The sequence below is a fragment of the Microbispora hainanensis genome, assembly GCF_036186745.1.
Lineage (GTDB): Bacteria > Actinomycetota > Actinomycetes > Streptosporangiales > Streptosporangiaceae > Microbispora.
In genome coordinates this window covers 3,118,299-3,135,013 of the sequence record NZ_CP108086.1, presented here as the reverse complement: position 1 = coordinate 3,135,013, position 16,715 = coordinate 3,118,299, and the positions used below count along the sequence as shown (strand labels likewise).

Below are 16,715 nucleotides of genomic sequence, written 5' to 3'. Positions count from 1 at the left end.
ATGCCCTATTTATCCCTCCAAGTCCGAATAAACGTGTAGGTGGAGGTGAACCATATGATCACGCTGAGCATCATCAAGGCAGACACAGGCGGGTTCGTCGGCCATTCCGCCGTCCATCCCCGGCTGATGGCCGAAGCACGGCGGGAGATCGAGCGGGCGAAGTCGTCCGGGCTCCTCATCGACGGCCACGCGGAAAGCTGCGGCGACGACATCTCGCTCATCCTGACCCACACGTACGGCCAGGAGGCGGGGCTGATCCACTCCTTCGCCTGGGACACCTTCCAGGCGACGACCCACCTCGCCAAGGAGCTCGGCCTGTACGGCGCCGGCCAGGACCTGCTGTCGGACGCCTTCTCCGGCAACCTGCGCGGCATGGGCCCGGGCTACGCGGAGCTGGAGTTCGAGGAGCGGCCGTCGGAACCGGTGCTGTGCTTCCTGGCGGACAAGACCGAGCCGGGCGCGTGGAACCTCCCGCTGTACAAGATGTTCGCCGACCCGTCCAACACCCCCGGGCTGGTGATCGACGAGAAGATGCACGCCGGGTTCGCGTTCGAGGTGTACGACCTGCGCGAGGACCGGCGCATCGTCTTCGACTGCCCGGCGGACCTGTACGACATGCTGATGTACATCGGCGCCCCGGCGCGCTACGTGATCCACAGCGTCCGTTCGAAGACGCTCGGCATGACCGCTGCGGCGACCAGCACCCAGCGGCTGTCGCTGATCGCCGGCAAGTACGTCGGCAAGGACGATCCCGTGATGATCGTGCGCTGCCAGTCGGGCCTGCCGGCCGTGGGCGAGGCGCTGGAGCCGTTCGCCTTCGCCCACTCGGTGGCGGGGTGCATGCGCGGCTCGCACCACGCGCCGCTGATGCCGGTGGCCACCGGGCAGGCGCACCCGTCGCGGTTCGACGGCCCGCCGCGGGTGGTCGCGCTCGGGTTCCAGATCAAGGACGGCAGGCTGATCGGCCCGCGTGACATGTTCGCCGACCCGGCGTTCGACGGAGCCCGGCGGCAGGCGAACGAGATCATGGACTACCTGCGCCGCCATGGGCCGTTCGAGCCGCACCGGCTGCCGCTGGAGGACCTGGAGTACACGACGATGACCTCTCTCACCAGGCGCCTGGCCCACCGCTGGACGCCGATCACGACCGAGGTCGCGACCCCGGTCGGATCCCGGCAGTGAAAAGGCCGGCGCCATGAAAGCCTCGGTCGGCGACCGTCTCATCGTCGAGAGCATCCACCGGGGGAAGGCGGGCCGCATCGGGATCGTGGTGGCGCTCTACCACACCGACGGCTCGCCCCCCTACCTGGTGAGATGGCTCGACGAGGAGCGGGAGACGCCGTGCTTCTACCCGGGACCGGACGCCCGGATCGAGCACCACGCGGAGCGGACGCCGGAAAGCCCTTAATCCTCCTCCGCGGCCCGCCGCAGGCACTCGACGACGTCCTCGTCGCTCGCCTGGGTGAAGTCCTCGTACCACGCGCCGATGGCGTAGAAGTGCTCCGGCGTCTCCAGGCAGACGACCTCGTCGGCGTCCCCGCGCATGCTCGCGATCGTCTCGGGGGCGCCCACCGGCACCGCGAGCACCACCCGGGAGGCCCCGTGCGCGCGGGCCACCTGACAGGCGGCGCGGGCCGTCCCGCCGGTCGCGATCCCGTCGTCCACGACGATCACCGTACGGCCTGCCAGGTCCACCGGCTTGCGGTCGCCCCGGAAGCGGCGGGCGCGCCGCTCCAGCTCGGCCCGTTCGCGCCGCTCCACCTCGGCCATCTCGTCGCGAGTGATGTTGGCGAGCCGTACGACGTCGGGGTTCAGCACCCGCACCCCGCCCTCGCCGATCGCGCCGAAGCCCAGCTCCGGCTGGTAGGGCACGCCCAGCTTGCGTACGACGATCACGTCCAGCGGGGCGCCGAGGGCCTTGGCGACCTCGTACGCCACGATCACGCCTCCCCTGGGCAGGCCGACGACGACCGCGTCCTCCATCCCGGGAAGTTTCCGTAACCGCTCACCCAGGCGCCGCCCGGCGTCATGACGATCGACGAACACGACATTCCCCCTGATTGTCGCCGCTGTCTTTCACCGTCGGCCACCTCCGCCGCTCGCGGTAGGGCCGAAGGACCCGGGGAAGACTTGAGGCATGTCCCAACCCGGAGAGATCGACGAGCTCAAAGCCAGACTCGACGCGACCGAACGGCAGGTGAGCACGCTCGCCGAGGCCGTACGGGTGCTCGCGGGCGGCCTGGAGGGCGGGCCGCTCGAGGATCCCGCGCAGTCCAGGCCCGAGCACGCCGCCCGGCTCGCCCACGAACTCCTGCTCGCGGCAGGACTGATCCGGCCCGAGGAGAGGGAAGGCCCATAGACTGTCGCCGTGACCTCGACCGACCGGGCCCTCGACGGAAACATTCCGCCTCAGAGGCTGACCGTGGCCGAGATCGCCCATCTGGCGGGAGTGTCCGCACCGACCGTGTCGCGGGTGCTCAACGGGCATGCGGGAGTCGCCCTGGCCACCCGGCAACGGGTGGAGGCGGTGTTACGGGAGCACGGATACCGGCGCCGTGACAGCGAGCCCGCGGCGATCATCGAGCTCGTCTTCCACGCCCTGGAGAGCCTGTGGGCGCTGGAGATCATCCAGGGCGTCGAGCAGGTCGCCAGGGAGCACGAGCTGGCCGTGGTGCTGACCGAGATGCAGGGCCGGCTCACCCCGGGCAGGGCGTGGACCGAACAGGTGCTGGCCCGCCGCCCCACCGGCGTCGTGGCGGTCTTCTCCGAGCTCACGGTGCAGCAGCAGTCGCAGCTCGCCACCCGCTCGATCCCCCTCGTCGTGCTCGACCCGACCGGCGAGCCGCTGCACGAGACCCCGTCGGTCGGCGCGACCAACTGGACCGGCGGGATGGCCGCGACCCGCCACCTGCTCGACCTCGGCCACCGCCGCATCGCGATGCTGAGCGGGCCGACGCAGTGGCCGTGCTGCCGGGCGCGGCTCGACGGCTACCGCGCCGCGATGGACGCGGCGGGCGTGCCCGTGGACCCCGCCCTCGTGCGGACCAGCACTCTTTATGTGGAGGGCGGCCTGCGCGACGGGACCGAGCTGCTGCGCCTGCCCGATCCCCCGACCGCCGTCTTCTGCTCCAACGACCTGCAGGCGCTCGGCATGTACGAGGCCGCCAGGCGGGCGGGGGTGCGCATCCCCGACGATCTGAGCGTGGTCGGGTTCGACGACCTGTCGTTCACCCAGTGGGCCGGGCCGCCCATGACGACCGTACGGCAGCCGCTCGTGCAGATGGGGGCGGCCGCCGCGCGGATGGTCCTGGCCCTCTCGGAGGGCGAGCGGCTCGAACAGCACCGGGTCGAGCTCGCCACCACCCTCGTCGTGCGGGACAGCACCGCACCACCGCGCCCAGGCGTGTAAGGCCGATGCGGGTAAGGCGATGGGCGGCCGACGCCGCACTCGGCGTGATCTTCGCCGTGGTGCTGGCCTTCTGGGCCGTCCGGATCGCCGACAGCTGGGGCGGCGGCTACTGGCGGTTCGACTGCGCCGCCGGTGCCGTGGTGTGCGCGATCGCCCTGGCCCGCCGGTTCGACCCGGCCCGGACGGCCGTGGCCGGTCTGGCCGTCGCCGCGACCGCCGTCCTGGCCGCGAGGTTCGCCGATCTGCCCAGTGAACCAGGTCCCGCGATGGCCCTCGGCCTGGCGGTGCTGGTCGGCACGGCGGTCAAAACGCTGCCGGTCCGTACGGCCTGTGCCGTGGCGGGCGGCGGGCTGGCCGTGGCCGCCGGGAGCCTGGTGACGGCGCACACGCTCGCCGCCGGGGTGCCCTCGGTCACCCTGATGAACGTCCTGGCCTGGGCCGCCGCCGTCGTGGCCGGGCTGTGCCCGCGGCTGCTCGACGCCCGCAGGCGGGCCGTGGCCGAGGGGGTACGCCGGGCGGAACGGCTGCGGCTCGCCCGTGAGCTGCACGATGTCGTCGCCCATCACGTCACCGGCATCGTGCTGCAGGCCCAGGCCGCCCGGCTGGTCTCGCGGAAGAGCCCGGAGAAGGCGGGCGATGCGCTGGCCGACATCGAGGCCGCCGGGTCCGACGCGCTGGCCGCGATGCGCCGCGTCGTCGGCCTGCTGCGCGATCCGGACGAGCCGGCGGAAACGACCATGCCCGGCCGGCCGGGCGAGCTGGGCGAGCTGGTCGAGCGCTTCGAGGCGGGCGGCCGCACGGTGCGGCTGCGGCTGCCGGACGAGGAGGAGACGGCGGCGTGGCCGCCCGAGGTGGCCGCCACGGTCTATCGGGTCGTGCAGGAGTCGCTGACCAACATCTCCCGCCACGCCCCGCAGGCCCGCTCGGTCACGGTCGAGGTGGAACGCGACCGCGAGACGCTCACCGTCGAGGTCGCCGACGACTCGCCGCAGTGCCCCTCGCGGCACCACCAGCGCGGCGGATATGGCCTCAGCGGATATGGCCTCATCGGTATGCGTGAACGGGTCGAGGCGCTCGGCGGCACGCTGCGCGCCGGGCCGCGTCCCGGGTCCGGGTGGTCGGTGCTCGCCACGCTGCCCGTGCCCGTGTCCCCGCCCCGGCCCCGGCCTGCACGGGAGCGGGCCCGCTGATGACGATCAGGGTGCTGGTGGCCGACGACCAGGCGATGGTCCGCGGCGGCCTGCGGCTGATCCTGGAGGACCAGCCCGACATCGAGGTGGTGGCCGAGGCGGCCGACGGCGCGGAGGCCGTGGAGGCGGCCCGGCGGCTGCGGCCCGACGTCTGCCTGGTGGACGTGCGGATGCCCAAGCTCGACGGCATCGAGGTGACCCGGGCGCTGGCCGGGCCGGGCGTGCCCGACCCGCTGCGGGTGGTCGTGGTCACCACGTTCGACCTGGACGAGTACGTCTACGGCGCGTTGCGGGCGGGCGCGACCGGCTTCGTGCTGAAGGACTGCGGCCCCACCCTGCTCGTGGAGGCCGTGCGGGCCGCCCACCAGGGGGACGCGCTGGTCTCCCCTTCGGTCACCCTGCGGCTGCTGCGCCACCTGACGGCCCGGATGCCTGCCCCCGGCGGGGCGGACCACCCGCTCTCCAACCGGGAGCTCGAGGTCGTCAGGGCCGTGGCCCGGGGCCGTACGAACCAGGAGATCGCGGCCGAGCTGTTCATCTCACTGAGCACGGTCAAGGGCCACGTGGCCGGCATCCAGGCCAAGCTCGGCCTGCGCAACCGGGTCGAGATCGCGGCCTGGGCCTGGGAGAACCGCATCGCAGGCTCCTAATCCTCCGGTTTTGTCGCGTTTTGTCCCGTTTTGCCGGGGCAGAAGGGAGGCAGCCGAACACAAGGAGGGTGGCAGCATGGCCGTCAGCGGCATCATCTCCGCCATAATCATCGGACTCATCATCGGCGCTCTCGGCCGGCTGGTCGTGCCCGGGCGCCAGGCCATTCCCATCTGGATGACCATGATCATCGGTATCATCGCCGCTCTCATCGGCTCGGCGATCGCCAGGGGCCTGGGAGTCGCCAACACTCCCGGGATCGACTGGATCGAACTGATCATCCAGGTGGCCCTCGCCGCCGTCGGCGTCATGGCCGCCGTGGCGCTGTACCGCCGCAAAAGCGTCGGGTAGTTAGTCGGATAGTCAGCAGTCGATGGCCCCGGCATGGCCGGGGCCATCGACATGCCCGTACTGTCGTGGTCTTTGCGAAATCACCGACATCTGTTGATTCCCCCCGTCAGGGCGCGGCGTACGGTCGGTAACCAGGGGCTTCCCAGAGGGAAGACGCGAGACGGGGGAAGTGGTCCGCGATGGACCAGGCGGTCCTTGCACGTGTTCCGGAGGTGTTCGCCCGCCGCGTGGGGCCGGTGCTCGGCCTCGCCGACGAGGCCGACGTGGTGGCCAGGGCCTGCCACGCGATGGCGACGCGCTTCCACGGCGGCGGCAGGCTCATCGTCTTCGGCAACGGTGAGGCCGCCACCGACGCCCAGCACATCTCGGTGGAGTTCGTCCACCCGGTGATCGTGGGCAAGCGGGCGCTACCGTCGTTCTCCCTCACCAGCGACGTGGCGACGATCACGGGGGTGGCCGCGACGGCGGGCCTGGAAGAGGTCTTCGCGCACCAGCTCCGCCGTCTCGCCGCGCCGCGGGACATCGCACTCGGCATCTCCTGCGACGGCCGCTGCGCGAACGTGCTCAGGGGCCTGGAGACGGCGCATCGGCTCGGCCTGCTCACGCTGGCGCTGACCGGCGGCGACGACGGCGGCCCGATCGGGCGCAGCCCGGCCGTCGACCACGTCCTGATCGCGCGCTCCGCCGACCCCCGCGTGGTCAAGGAAGTGCACGTCACCACCTATCACGTCCTCTGGGAGCTGGTGCACGTCTTCTTCGAGCAGCCCGGCGTGCTGGATCCACGGGTCGTCGCATGAGCCGTCGCGTGAGTCGTCGCATGAGCTGCCATGACGAGACGTGCGTCACCTGCTCGGACGCGGCGGTCGCGGTGACCGTCGTACGGCTCCTGGAGCGCGACCTCGCCCTGGTCGACACCGGCCCCGGCAGGGAGCACCGCCGGGAGGTGGTCAGCGTCGCCCTGGTGGAGGCCGCGCCCGGCGACACCGTCCTGGTGCACGCCAAGGAGGCCATCGCAGTCGTGAGCGAGACGTGAGGGGGACCGGGCCGTGACCGAGGACATGGAGGCGCTCTACCCGTTCCTCTACTCCCAGTCCACCGACCTCGACGCGGTGATGTCATCCGTACGCCAGTCGACGGTGGAGAAGGTCGACGAGATCGTCACCCTGCGCCGTACGGTGCTCGAGCGCGACGGCGACCGGATCGCCGCCTGCGCGGAGGCGATGGCGGAGTCGTTCGCGGCGGGAGGCCGGCTGTTCGCGTTCGGCAACGGAGGCAGCTCGACCGACGCCCAGGACGTCGCCACGCTCTTCATGAACCCGGGCCGCATGAACGGGGGCGACGGGCGCCCGTTGCCGGCGTTCGCCCTCACGGCCGACATCGCGGTCGTGACGGCGCTGGCGAACGACATCGGTTTCGAGGTGGTCTTCGCCCGGCAGCTCGCGGCGTCCGCCTTCGCGGGGGACATCGCGCTCGGCCTGTCGACCAGCGGGAACTCGCGCAACCTCGTCGCCGCGTTCGAGGAGGCCGACCGGCGCGGCATGCTCACGGTCGGGCTGGCCGGCTACAGCGGCGGCCAGATGGCCGAGCTCGGCACCATCGACCACCTGTTCGTGGTGCCCTCGGCCTCGGTCCACCGGATCCAGGAGGCCCAGACGACCGTCTATCACGCGCTCTGGGAGCTCACCCAGCACGCCCTTGGCGAAGGCCGGTGACGACGATGACGGCTGACCAACAGCGAGAGCCCGTCCACATCCTGTGGATAAACGCCGGGCTGAGCTGCGACGGCGACTCGGTCGCGCTCACGGCCGCGACCCAGCCGAGCATCGAGGAGATCGTGCTCGGCGCGCTGCCCGGCCTGCCCAAGGTGGCGGTGCACTGGCCGCTGATCGACTTCGAGTGCGGCCCGACGCAGGGCGCCGACACCTTCATCGAGTGGTACTTCAAGGCCGACCGCGGTGAGCTGGAGCCGTTCGTGCTGGTCATCGAGGGTTCGATCCCCAACGAGTCGATCAAGCGCGAAGGCTACTGGTGCGGGTTCGGCAACAACCCCGACACCGGTCAGCCGATGACGACCAGCGAGTGGCTCGACCGCCTCGCGCCCAAGGCGACCGCCGTGCTCGCCGCCGGCACCTGCGCGACGTACGGCGGCATCCACGCGATGGCGGGCAACCCGACCGGGGCGATGGGCGTGGCCGACTACCTGGGCTGGGACTGGCGGTCGAAGGCCGGGCTGCCCATCGTCAACGTGCCCGGCTGCCCGGTCCACCCCGACAACCTGTCGGAGACGATCCTCTATCTGCTCTATCAGCTCGCCGGGCAGGCGCCGATGATCCCGCTGGACGACAAGCTGCGCCCTGCCTGGCTGTTCGGCCAGACCGTGCACGAGGGCTGCGACCGGGCGGGCTACTACGAGCAGGGCCAGTTCGCCACCGAGTACGGCTCGCCGACGTGCCTGGTGAAGATCGGTTGCTGGGGGCCGGTCGTGAAGTGCAACGTGCCCAAGCGCGGCTGGATCAACGGCGTCGGCGGCTGCCCCAACGTGGGCGGCATCTGCATCGCGTGCACGATGCCGGGCTTCCCCGACAAGTTCATGCCGTTCATGGACGAACCACCCGGTGCCCGCGTCTCGTCGACCGCGAGCACGGCGTACGGCACGGTGATCCGGACGCTGCGCGGCATCACGTTCAGGACGGTCGACAAAGAGCCGAAGTGGCGCACGAAGAGCCGCGAGCTGCTCACCGGTTACCAGGCCCCCTGGAGTGGATCATGACCCAGGAACGCGAACTGGTCGAGATGGCCTGGGACCCGATCACCCGGATCGTCGGGAGCCTCGGCATCTACGCGAAGGTCGACTTCGCCAACCGCGAGGTCGCCGAGTGTTACAGCACCTCGTCGGTGTTCCGCGGCTACAGCATCTTCATGAAGGGCAAGGACCCGCGCGACGCCCACTTCATCACCAGCCGCATCTGCGGGATCTGCGGCGACAACCACGCGACCTGCTCGGTGTACGCCCAGAACATGGCGTACGGCGTGTGCCCGCCGCCCATCGGCGAGTGGATCATCAATCTCGGCGAGGCGGCCGAGTACATGTTCGACCACAACATCTTCCAGGAGAACCTGGTCGGGGTCGACTACTGCGAGAAGATGGTCCGCGAGACCAACCCCGGCGTGCTGGCGCGGGCCGAACGCACCGAGGCCCCGCACGCGGCCGACCACGGCTATCGCACGATCGCCGACATCATGCGCTCGCTGAACCCGCTCGAGGGCGAGTTCTACCGCGAGGCGCTGGCGATGAGCCGCACCACCCGCGAGATGTTCTGCCTGATGGAGGGCAGGCACGTGCATCCCTCCACGCTCTACCCCGGAGGGGTGGGGACCGCGGCGACCGTGCAGGTCTTCACCGACTACCTCACCCGGCTGATGCGGTACGTCGAGTTCATGAAGCGGGTCGTCCCGATGCACGACGACCTGTTCGACTTCGTCTACGAGGCGATGCCCGGCTACGAGCAGGTGGGCCGGCGGCGCGTGCTGCTCGGCTGCTGGGGCAGCTTCCAGGACCCCGAGCACTGCACCTTCGACTACCGCACCATGAACGCCTGGGGCCGGAAGATGTTCGTCACCCCGGGCATCGTGGTGGACGGGAAGCTCGTCACCAACGACCTGGTGGACATCAACCTCGGCATCCGCATCCTGCTGGGCAGCTCCTACTACGACGACTGGGCCGGCCAGGAGCCGTTCGTCACCGAAGACCCGCTGGGCAACCCGGTGGACATCCGCCACCCGTGGAACCAGCACACGATCCCGCACCCGCAGAAGCGGGACTTCGGCGACAAGTACAGCTGGGTGATGTCGCCGCGCTGGTTCGACGGGCGCGACCTGCTCGCGCTCGACACCGGCGGCGGCCCGCTCGCCCGCCTGTGGGTCACCGCCCTGTCGGGCCTCGTGGACATCGGCTACGTCAGGTCCACCGGCCACAGCGTGGAGATCAACCTGCCGAAGACGGCGACCCGGCCGGAGCGGACGTTCGAGTGGCGCATTCCGCAGTGGAACGGCGAGCCGCTGTCCAACGCGATCGAGCGCAACCGGGCCAGGACGTACTTCCAGGCGTACGCCGCCGCGTGCGCACTGCACTTCGCGGAGCGGGCGCTGGGCGAGGTCCGCCAGGGGCACACCCAGACCTGGTCGCCGTTCACCGTGCCCGACGAGGCGATCTCCTGCGGCTTCACCGAGGCCGTGCGGGGCGTGCTGTCGCACCACATGGTGATCAGGGACGGGAAGATCGCCAACTATCACCCGTACCCGCCGACGCCGTGGAACGCCAGCGTGCGCGACTCGTACGGCACGCCGGGGCCGTACGAGGACGCGGTGCAGAACACGCCGATCTTCGAGGAGAACCCGCCGGAGAGCTTCAAGGGCATCGACATCATGCGCACCGTCCGCAGCTTCGACCCGTGCCTGCCCTGCGGCGTCCACATGTATCTCGGCCGGGGAAAGCAGTTGCGCGTGGTGCACAGCCCGCACGCGTTCCCGGGGACGCCATGACCCACAAGGCCATGACGTACGACGTCGCCGCCACCGGGGAGCGCATCGAGCTGTTGCTCGGCGCGCTGACGGACGGCGGGGCCCGCACCACCGCCGAGGAGCTCGTGCGGGAGATCGTCGGCCTGTACGGCGCGGGCCTCGAACGGGTCATGGCGATCGTCACCGAGACCGGGGCGGCCGGCACGCTGCGCGCGCTGGTGGACGACCCGCTGGTCTCGGGCCTGCTCGTGCTGCACGACCTGCACCCGCTCACCACCGCCGAGCGGGTGCGGGCCGCACTCGACGGCCACCCGCATGGTCACGGGGCCGAGCTGCTGGGCGTGGAGGACGGCGTCGTACGGCTGCGCCTGGAGGGGGCCTGCGGCTGCCCCTCGTCACGGGCGGCCGTCACCGAGTCGATCGAGCGCGCCATCGCCCGGGTGGCCCCCGAGGTGACGCGGGTCGACGTGGAGAGCGCCGAGGCCAGGCCGCTGCTGCAGATCGGCAGGCGCCCGTCATGAGCACCGGCCTGCGCCGCTTCCGCTCCTCCCGGGCCGAGACGGCCCGAGCCAAGGCGGTGGAGCGGTGCGAGATGTGCGCCGAACCCCTGGAGGCCGGGCACGGGCACGTCGTCGACCTGGAGACCCGGGCCTTGGTGTGCGCCTGCCGGGGCTGCCGCCTGCTGTTCGTCCGCCGGGGGCGCTATCGCGCCGTGCCCGATCGCTTCCGCTACGCGCCGTCCTTCCGGGTCTCCCCCGCCGACTGGGACGAGCTGGGCATCCCGGTGCGTACGGCGTTCTTCTTCCGCAACTCCTCACTCGGCCGGACCGTGGCCTTCTATCCCAGCCCGGCCGGGGCGACCGAATCGCTGCTCCCACTCGCCACCTGGGAACGGGTGCTCGCGGCCAACCCGGAGCTGGCGGACGCCGAGCCCGACGTCGAGGCCCTGCTGGTGGACCGGGCCCCCGACGGCTCGTTCTCCTGCCATCTCGTGCCGATCGACGCCTGCTATCGGCTCGTCGGCCTCGTGAGGCTGCACTGGAAGGGCTTCGACGGCGGGCGGGAGGCGTGGGAGGCCATCGACGGCTTCTTCGCCGCCCTGCGCCGGCGGGCCCGTGTTCTGAAGGAGGTTTGACCTTGCACGACGGTCTCCGCTTCGACTGCCTGGACGCCCGGCCCGAGCCGTACGCGGCCTCGCCCACGCTCGTCTTCCGCCTGCGCGTCACCGACCCCGCCCCCGAGGGCGTCCACGCCATCGCGCTGCGCTGCCAGATCAGGATCGAGCCGCACCGCAGGCCGTACGGGCCGAGGGAGGCGGCGCTGCTTGCGGACCTGTTCGGCGCGCCGTCCCGGTGGGGTGACACGTTGCGGCCGGTGCAGTTCGCCATGGCGCAGGCGATGGTGCCCGCCTTCACCACGAGCACCGAGATCGACCTGCCCGTGCCGTGCGGATATGACCTGGAGGTGGCCGCGGGCCGATATTTCGCCTCGCTGGACGACGGCGAGATCCCGCTGCTGCTGCTGTTCAGCGGCACCGTGCTGGCCCGCTCGGGCGGCGGGGTGAGCATGCGGCAGATCCCCTGGGACTGCGAGACCCGCCACCGCCTGCCGGTCGCGGTGTGGCGCGAGACGATCGACACCGCCTTCCCCGGCTCGGGGTGGCTGCGGCTGCGCCGCGACACCGTACGCGAACTTCTCCGCTTCAAGTCCGAACGGGTCCTCGCCACGGTGGACGAAGCGGTCGATGCCCTCCTGAAGGAAGCGCGCATGAAGGAGGGAGCACGGTGACCGTGCCGATGGAGGCGGCCCGCCGCGTCGCGGACGCCGTGCTGTACGAGGGCTACCTGCTCTATCCCTATCGCGCCTCGGCGGCCAAGAACCGCATGCGCTGGCAGTTCGGCGTGCTCGTGCCGCCGAACTACCCCGGCGAGCCGTCGGGCAGCGCGACCGAGTGCCTTCTCGAGGCCCCCGGAGACGCCCGGATCGACGTGCGGCTGCGGTTCCTGCACGTCAGGAGCAGGACGGTCGAGCGGGAGGAGGACGACGGCTACTGGCCCGTCCCGAAGCTGACCGTCGGCGGACGCGACTACCTCAGCTTCGACGAGGCCACCGAGCGGGAGGCCCGCACCACGGTGTCCCTGGCCCGCGTGACGGCCAGGCCCTGCACGATCGAGGTCCAGGTGCTGGCCGACCGCGTCATCGAGAACATCGCGGGCCCCGGCGGCGAGCGGACCGGCCGGATCGTCTGCGAGCACCAGCCGCTCGACGCGGAGCTGCGGATCTCCGCCGAGCGGCTGCCCGGGCCGTACGGGCTGGTGCGGCTGCGGGTGGAGGTGGAGAACACCTCCCACTGGGAGCGGGCGGACGCGCCGCGCGAGGAGGCCCTGCGCCGCTCGCTGGTCGCCGCCCACCTGCTGATCGGGGTGAGCGGAGGGGCGTTCGTCTCGCTGCTCGACCCGCCGATGTGGGCCGAGGCGGCGGCGCGGCAGTGCCGCAACGAGAACACCTGGCCGGTGCTGGTGGGCGAGGCCGGCCGCCGCGACGTCGTGCTGTCCTCGCCGATCATCCTGTACGACCACCCGGCCATCGCGCCGGAGAGCCCGGGCGACCTGTTCGACTCGACGGAGATCGACGAGCTGCTCACGCTGCGCACGCTGACCCTGACCGAGGAGGAGAAGCGGGAGGCGCGGGTCACCGACCCGCGTGCCGCCGAGATCCTCGAACGGGCCGCCGACCTGCCGCCGGAGCTGCTCGAACGGCTCCACGGCGCCATCCGTCACCTGGAGGTCCCCGCGCGGACGACGCCCGACGACGAGTCCGTGACCGTGGGCGGGGTGCGGATCGCCAGGGGCAGCCGGGTGCGGCTGCGGCCGGGCCACCGCCGCGCCGACGCGCAGGACATGTTCCTGGCCGGGCGGACCGCCCTGGTCGAGGCGGTGTTCCTCGATGTGGACGGCGTGCGCCACCTGGCCGTCACGCTGGAGGACGATCCCGGCTCCGACCTGCAGCGCGAGCAGCGGCGGTTCTTCTATTTCGCGCCGGACGAGGTGGAACCCCTATGAAGACCGGCATGAGAACACTGGTGGCCGGCGTGGGGAACGTCTTCCTCGGCGACGACGGCTTCGGCGTGGCGGTCGCCCGCCGCCTCACCGCCGCCGGGGTGCCCGACGGGGTGCGGGTCGGCGACTTCGGCATCCGCGGCATCCACCTCGCCTACGAGCTGACCTCGGGATACGACCTCACGATCCTCGTCGACGCGGTGCCGTCGGGGCTGGCCCCCGGCACGCTCAGCGTCGTGGCGCCGGCCTGCCCGGACGCGGAGCGGGCCTTCGTGGACGCGCACGCGATGACGCCCGAGGCGGTGCTCACCCTGGCCTCCGGGCTCGATCTCCCGTGGGGCGGCAGGGTCCTGCTCGTCGGCTGCGAGCCTGCCGACGTGACGCCGGGGATGGACCTGAGCCCGCCGGTCGCGGCGGCCGTCCCCGAGGCCGCCGACCTCGTGCTCGCACTCATCACGCACGAGTTCGCGAAGGAGGCGGGGAGATGAAGGGGTTGGGGAAATGCTGAAACGCCTGGTCCTCATGCTGGTGGCAGCCCTGGTGGCCGCGCTGGTCGTCCAGTCGCTGCCCGACATCCGGCGCTATCTGCGGATCAGAAGGATGTGACCCTGATGCACGAGTTCGGGATCGCCGAGGCCGTGCTCGAGGCCGTGGAGCGCCGGGCCAAGGGCAGGCGGGTGCGCCGGGCCCGGGTGCGGGCGGGCGCGCTGCTGCGCATCGCCCCGCAGGCCCTCGACCAGGCGTTCTGCCTGGCCTCCGCGGGCACGGTCGCCGAGGGTGCGGCGCTCGACCTGGTCGTCGAGCCCGTACGGCTCATCTGCCGGGGCTGCGGGCACTCCGCCCTGTGCGCCGACCCGCTCACGATCTGCGGCCTGTGCGGCGGGATCGACATCGACAGCGAGGGCGGGGACAGCCTCGTCCTCGAATCCGTCCAGCTCGACCCCGGCGCCACTGCGGAGGTGTCCTATGTGCCTGGGCATTCCGGGCGAGATCGTGGAGATCCCGCCCGGTCAGACTGACCTCGCCAGGGTCGACGTGAGCGGGGTGCGGCGGGTCGTCAACATCGGCCTGCTGGACGGTCAGCCGCTGCGGCCAGGCGACTGGGTCCTGATCCACGTCGGCTTCGCGCTGTCGAAGATCGACGAGGCCGAGGCCAGGGCCGCGCTGGAGTTCCTGGAGGGCATCGGCCAGGCGTACGAGGACGAGCTGGCGGCGCTGCGTGACTCGTCCATAGAGAGGTGAAGGACCCATGCGCTTCGTCGACGAGTATCGCGACGCGGACAAGGCGCGGGCGCTGTCCGCCAGGATCGCGAGCCTGTGCGAGCCGGGCCGCACCTACAAGTTCATGGAGGTGTGCGGCGGCCACACCCACACCATCTACAAGCACGGGCTGGAGGACTACCTGCCCGAGACGATCACGCTGGTGCACGGCCCCGGATGCCCGGTCTGCGTGATCCCGATGGGCCGCGTGGACGACGCGATCCACATCGCCGAGCAGCCCGACGTGATCATGACGTCGTTCGGGGACATGATGCGGGTGCCGGGCGGGCGGGGATCGTTCTTCGACTCCACGGCCCAGGGCGCCGACATCCGCATGGTCTACTCGCCGCTGGACGCGCTGAAGATCGCCCGCCGCGAGCCGGACCGCCGGGTGGTCTTCATGGCCATCGGGTTCGAGACCACCACGCCGTCGACCGCCATGACCGTGCTGCGGGCCGCGGCCGAGGACGTGCGGAACTTCTCGGTCTTCTGCAACCACGTGACGATCATTCCCGCGATCAAGGCGATCCTGGACTCGCCCGACCTGCGTCTCGACGGCTTCATCGGCCCCGGCCACGTCTCCACGATCATCGGCTGCCGGCCGTACGAGTTCATCGCCCGCGACCACGGCAGGCCGCTGGTCGTGGCGGGGTTCGAGCCGCTGGACATCCTCCAGTCGGTCTACATGCTGCTGCTCCAGCTCGCCGAGGGCCGGTCGGAGGTGGAGAACCAGTACGCCCGGGTCGTGCCGTGGGCGGGCAACGTCAAAGCCCTGCGGGCCATCACCGAGGTGATGGAGCTGCGGCCCTACTTCGAGTGGCGGGGCCTCGGCTTCATCTCGCACTCGGCGCTGCGCATGCGGGAGAAGTACGCGGCGTACGACGCGGAGCGGCTGTTCGACATCCCCGGCAACCGGGTGGCCGACCCCAAGGCGTGCCAGTGCGGCGAGGTGCTCAAGGGCGTGCTCAAACCGTGGGAGTGCAAGGTGTTCGGCACGGCCTGCACGCCGGAGACGCCGATCGGCACCTGCATGGTGTCATCCGAGGGCGCCTGCGCGGCCTACTACAACTTCGGCCGCTTCTCCCGGCAGCGGGTGAGGGAGGCCACGAGGTGACCGAGACCCGGGCGACCCGCGAGGAACAGGTCCTCGAACGCATCGACCGCGCCCGGCAGCGGAAGGCCCGCGTGCGCGAGGAGCACATCACGATGGCCCACGGCGCGGGCGGCAAGGCGACCCAGACGCTGATCGAGGCGGTGTTCCTCGACGCGTTCCGCAACCCGCTGCTCGAACCGCTGGAGGACGGCGCGGTCTTCGCCGCGGGCGGCGCGCGGCTCGCGTTCACGACCGACTCCTACGTGGTCTCCCCGCTGTTCTTCCCCGGCGGCGACATCGGCGACCTCGCCGTCAACGGCACCGTGAACGACCTTGCGGTGTGCGGGGCCCGGCCGCTGTACCTGTCGGCCGGTTTCGTCCTGGAGGAGGGCTTCCCGGTCGAGGACCTGCGGCGGATCAGCGCGTCGATGGCGCGGGCCGCCGCGGCGGCGGAGGTGTCGATCGTGACCGGGGACACCAAGGTGGTGCAGCGCGGCAAGGCCGACGGCTGCTACGTCACCACGGCCGGGGTCGGACTGCTGGAGCGGGATGCGCCTCTCGGTGTCGCGCACGCCCGGCCCGGCGACGCCGTCCTCGTGTCCGGCCCGATCGGCGAGCACGGCGTCACGATCATGCTGGCCCGGGGCGAGCTGGACATCGAGGCCGACGTGACGTCGGACACCGCCCCGCTCAACGGCCTGGTCACCGCCCTCCTGGCCGCCGTGGGCGGAAAGGTGCGGTGCCTGCGGGACGCGACCCGGGGCGGCGTGGCGACGATTTTGAACGAGATCGCCCGCGCCTCCGGCGTCGCCGTCGTGGTCGAGGAGGACGCGGTGCCCGTACGGCCCGCCGTACGCGGGGCCTGCGAGCTGCTGGGCATCGACCCGCTCTACGTGGCCTGCGAGGGCCGGATGGTCGTGGTCGTAGCCGGGGACGGAGACGGGGACGGAGACGGGGACGGAGACGGGGACGGGGACGGGGACGGGGACGCGGAGGGGGGCGTTGCCGACGCCGCGCTCGCCGCGCTGCGGAGCCATCCGCTCGGCGAGGGCGCCGCGATCGTCGGCCGCGTCCAGGACGACCCCCCGGGTCTGGTGCTGCTCAAGACCGCCTTCGGCGGCACCCGGATCGTCGACGTTCTGGTCGGCGACCCACTGCCCCGCATTTGTTAGACGGGCACGTTT

At 71.5% G+C, this 16,715-nt stretch carries 23 protein-coding genes; 22 read left to right on the top strand and 1 reads right to left on the bottom strand.

What is annotated here, in order from left to right; translation table 11 throughout:
* Positions 1–54 precede the first annotated feature (54 nt).
* Together fbp and OHB01_RS14850 are read left to right on the top strand one after the other, a co-directional pair.
* Positions 55–1,182, top strand: a complete 1,128-nt coding sequence (gene fbp, locus OHB01_RS14855) for a fructose-1,6-bisphosphate aldolase/phosphatase (RefSeq protein ID WP_142651943.1) — start codon at positions 55–57, stop codon at positions 1,180–1,182.
* Positions 1,183–1,195: 13 nt separating this feature from the next.
* Positions 1,196–1,408 (top strand): DUF1918 domain-containing protein, encoded by a 213-nt coding sequence (locus OHB01_RS14850; protein ID WP_147945123.1) that lies wholly within the window; start codon positions 1,196–1,198, stop codon positions 1,406–1,408.
* Here OHB01_RS14850 and OHB01_RS14845 read toward each other — a convergent pair.
* The gene (locus OHB01_RS14845; RefSeq protein ID WP_142651944.1) at positions 1,405–1,983 is read right to left on the bottom strand and encodes a phosphoribosyltransferase; all 579 of its coding nucleotides are present in this window, start codon (positions 1,981–1,983) and stop codon (positions 1,405–1,407) included. The genes OHB01_RS14850 and OHB01_RS14845 overlap by 4 nt on opposite strands.
* Positions 1,984–2,137: 154 nt before the next feature.
* Here OHB01_RS14845 and OHB01_RS14840 point away from each other — a divergent pair, with 154 nt between their 5' ends.
* From OHB01_RS14840 to hypE, 20 genes are all read left to right on the top strand, one after another.
* Entirely contained in the window at positions 2,138–2,359 is a 222-nt protein-coding gene (locus OHB01_RS14840; protein WP_142651945.1) for a hypothetical protein, read from the top strand.
* Positions 2,360–2,368: 9 nt separating this feature from the next.
* Positions 2,369–3,409 (top strand): LacI family DNA-binding transcriptional regulator, encoded by a 1,041-nt coding sequence (locus tag OHB01_RS14835; protein ID WP_142651946.1) that lies wholly within the window; start codon positions 2,369–2,371, stop codon positions 3,407–3,409.
* Between the two features lie 5 nt (positions 3,410–3,414).
* Positions 3,415–4,599, top strand: coding sequence for a sensor histidine kinase (locus OHB01_RS14830; RefSeq protein ID WP_142651947.1), 1,185 nt, complete (start codon positions 3,415–3,417; stop codon positions 4,597–4,599).
* Positions 4,599–5,249 (top strand): response regulator, encoded by a 651-nt coding sequence (locus OHB01_RS14825; protein WP_142651948.1) that lies wholly within the window; start codon positions 4,599–4,601, stop codon positions 5,247–5,249. Before OHB01_RS14830 ends, OHB01_RS14825 begins: the two co-directional genes overlap by 1 nt.
* 76 nt (positions 5,250–5,325) lie before the next feature.
* Positions 5,326–5,598, top strand: a complete 273-nt coding sequence (locus OHB01_RS14820) for a GlsB/YeaQ/YmgE family stress response membrane protein (RefSeq protein ID WP_142651949.1) — start codon at positions 5,326–5,328, stop codon at positions 5,596–5,598.
* A gap of 179 nt (positions 5,599–5,777) precedes the next feature.
* A complete protein-coding gene (locus OHB01_RS14815; protein ID WP_142651950.1) occupies positions 5,778–6,395 on the top strand; it encodes a D-sedoheptulose-7-phosphate isomerase in 618 nt (205 codons plus the stop codon).
* A gap of 20 nt (positions 6,396–6,415) precedes the next feature.
* Entirely contained in the window at positions 6,416–6,631 is a 216-nt protein-coding gene (locus OHB01_RS14810) for a HypC/HybG/HupF family hydrogenase formation chaperone (protein ID WP_205831165.1), read from the top strand.
* Positions 6,632–6,644: 13 nt separating this feature from the next.
* The gene (locus OHB01_RS14805; protein WP_260617536.1) at positions 6,645–7,310 is read left to right on the top strand and encodes a D-sedoheptulose-7-phosphate isomerase; all 666 of its coding nucleotides are present in this window, start codon (positions 6,645–6,647) and stop codon (positions 7,308–7,310) included.
* Between the two features lie 5 nt (positions 7,311–7,315).
* Positions 7,316–8,368, top strand: coding sequence for a hydrogenase expression protein HypE (locus tag OHB01_RS14800; protein WP_142651952.1), 1,053 nt, complete (start codon positions 7,316–7,318; stop codon positions 8,366–8,368).
* Positions 8,365–10,140, top strand: a complete 1,776-nt coding sequence (locus tag OHB01_RS14795; protein ID WP_142651953.1) for a nickel-dependent hydrogenase large subunit — start codon at positions 8,365–8,367, stop codon at positions 10,138–10,140. The genes OHB01_RS14800 and OHB01_RS14795 overlap by 4 nt, the downstream gene beginning before the upstream one ends.
* Complete coding sequence (locus tag OHB01_RS14790) at positions 10,137–10,640, top strand: NifU family protein (RefSeq protein ID WP_328855526.1); 504 nt, start codon at positions 10,137–10,139, stop codon at positions 10,638–10,640. The genes OHB01_RS14795 and OHB01_RS14790 overlap by 4 nt, the downstream gene beginning before the upstream one ends.
* The gene (locus tag OHB01_RS14785) at positions 10,637–11,254 is read left to right on the top strand and encodes a DUF5947 family protein (RefSeq protein WP_142651955.1); all 618 of its coding nucleotides are present in this window, start codon (positions 10,637–10,639) and stop codon (positions 11,252–11,254) included. The genes OHB01_RS14790 and OHB01_RS14785 overlap by 4 nt, the downstream gene beginning before the upstream one ends.
* Positions 11,255–11,256: 2 nt before the next feature.
* Complete coding sequence (locus OHB01_RS14780) at positions 11,257–11,907, top strand: DUF6084 family protein (protein WP_142651956.1); 651 nt, start codon at positions 11,257–11,259, stop codon at positions 11,905–11,907.
* A complete protein-coding gene (locus tag OHB01_RS14775; protein ID WP_221890024.1) occupies positions 11,904–13,181 on the top strand; it encodes a hypothetical protein in 1,278 nt (425 codons plus the stop codon). The genes OHB01_RS14780 and OHB01_RS14775 overlap by 4 nt, the downstream gene beginning before the upstream one ends.
* An 8-nt stretch (positions 13,182–13,189) precedes the next feature.
* Positions 13,190–13,666: a hydrogenase maturation protease gene (locus OHB01_RS14770; protein WP_142651957.1), complete on the top strand. Its 477-nt coding sequence runs from the start codon at positions 13,190–13,192 to the stop codon at positions 13,664–13,666.
* Between the two features lie 13 nt (positions 13,667–13,679).
* Positions 13,680–13,784: a DUF6893 family small protein gene (locus tag OHB01_RS39910; protein ID WP_396691583.1), complete on the top strand. Its 105-nt coding sequence runs from the start codon at positions 13,680–13,682 to the stop codon at positions 13,782–13,784.
* Positions 13,785–13,789: 5 nt separating this feature from the next.
* Complete coding sequence (locus OHB01_RS14765) at positions 13,790–14,197, top strand: hydrogenase maturation nickel metallochaperone HypA (RefSeq protein WP_142651958.1); 408 nt, start codon at positions 13,790–13,792, stop codon at positions 14,195–14,197.
* Positions 14,172–14,420, top strand: coding sequence for a HypC/HybG/HupF family hydrogenase formation chaperone (locus tag OHB01_RS14760; RefSeq protein WP_312845790.1), 249 nt, complete (start codon positions 14,172–14,174; stop codon positions 14,418–14,420). The genes OHB01_RS14765 and OHB01_RS14760 overlap by 26 nt, the downstream gene beginning before the upstream one ends.
* Before the next feature lie 7 nt (positions 14,421–14,427).
* Positions 14,428–15,552 carry a hydrogenase formation protein HypD gene (gene hypD, locus OHB01_RS14755; RefSeq protein WP_328855525.1) on the top strand — a complete coding sequence of 375 codons (1,125 nt, stop codon included), beginning with the start codon at positions 14,428–14,430 and terminating at the stop codon, positions 15,550–15,552.
* Positions 15,549–16,703 carry a hydrogenase expression/formation protein HypE gene (gene hypE / locus OHB01_RS14750; protein ID WP_328855524.1) on the top strand — a complete coding sequence of 385 codons (1,155 nt, stop codon included), beginning with the start codon at positions 15,549–15,551 and terminating at the stop codon, positions 16,701–16,703. The genes hypD and hypE overlap by 4 nt, the downstream gene beginning before the upstream one ends.
* The last annotated feature ends 12 nt before the right edge of the window (positions 16,704–16,715 follow it).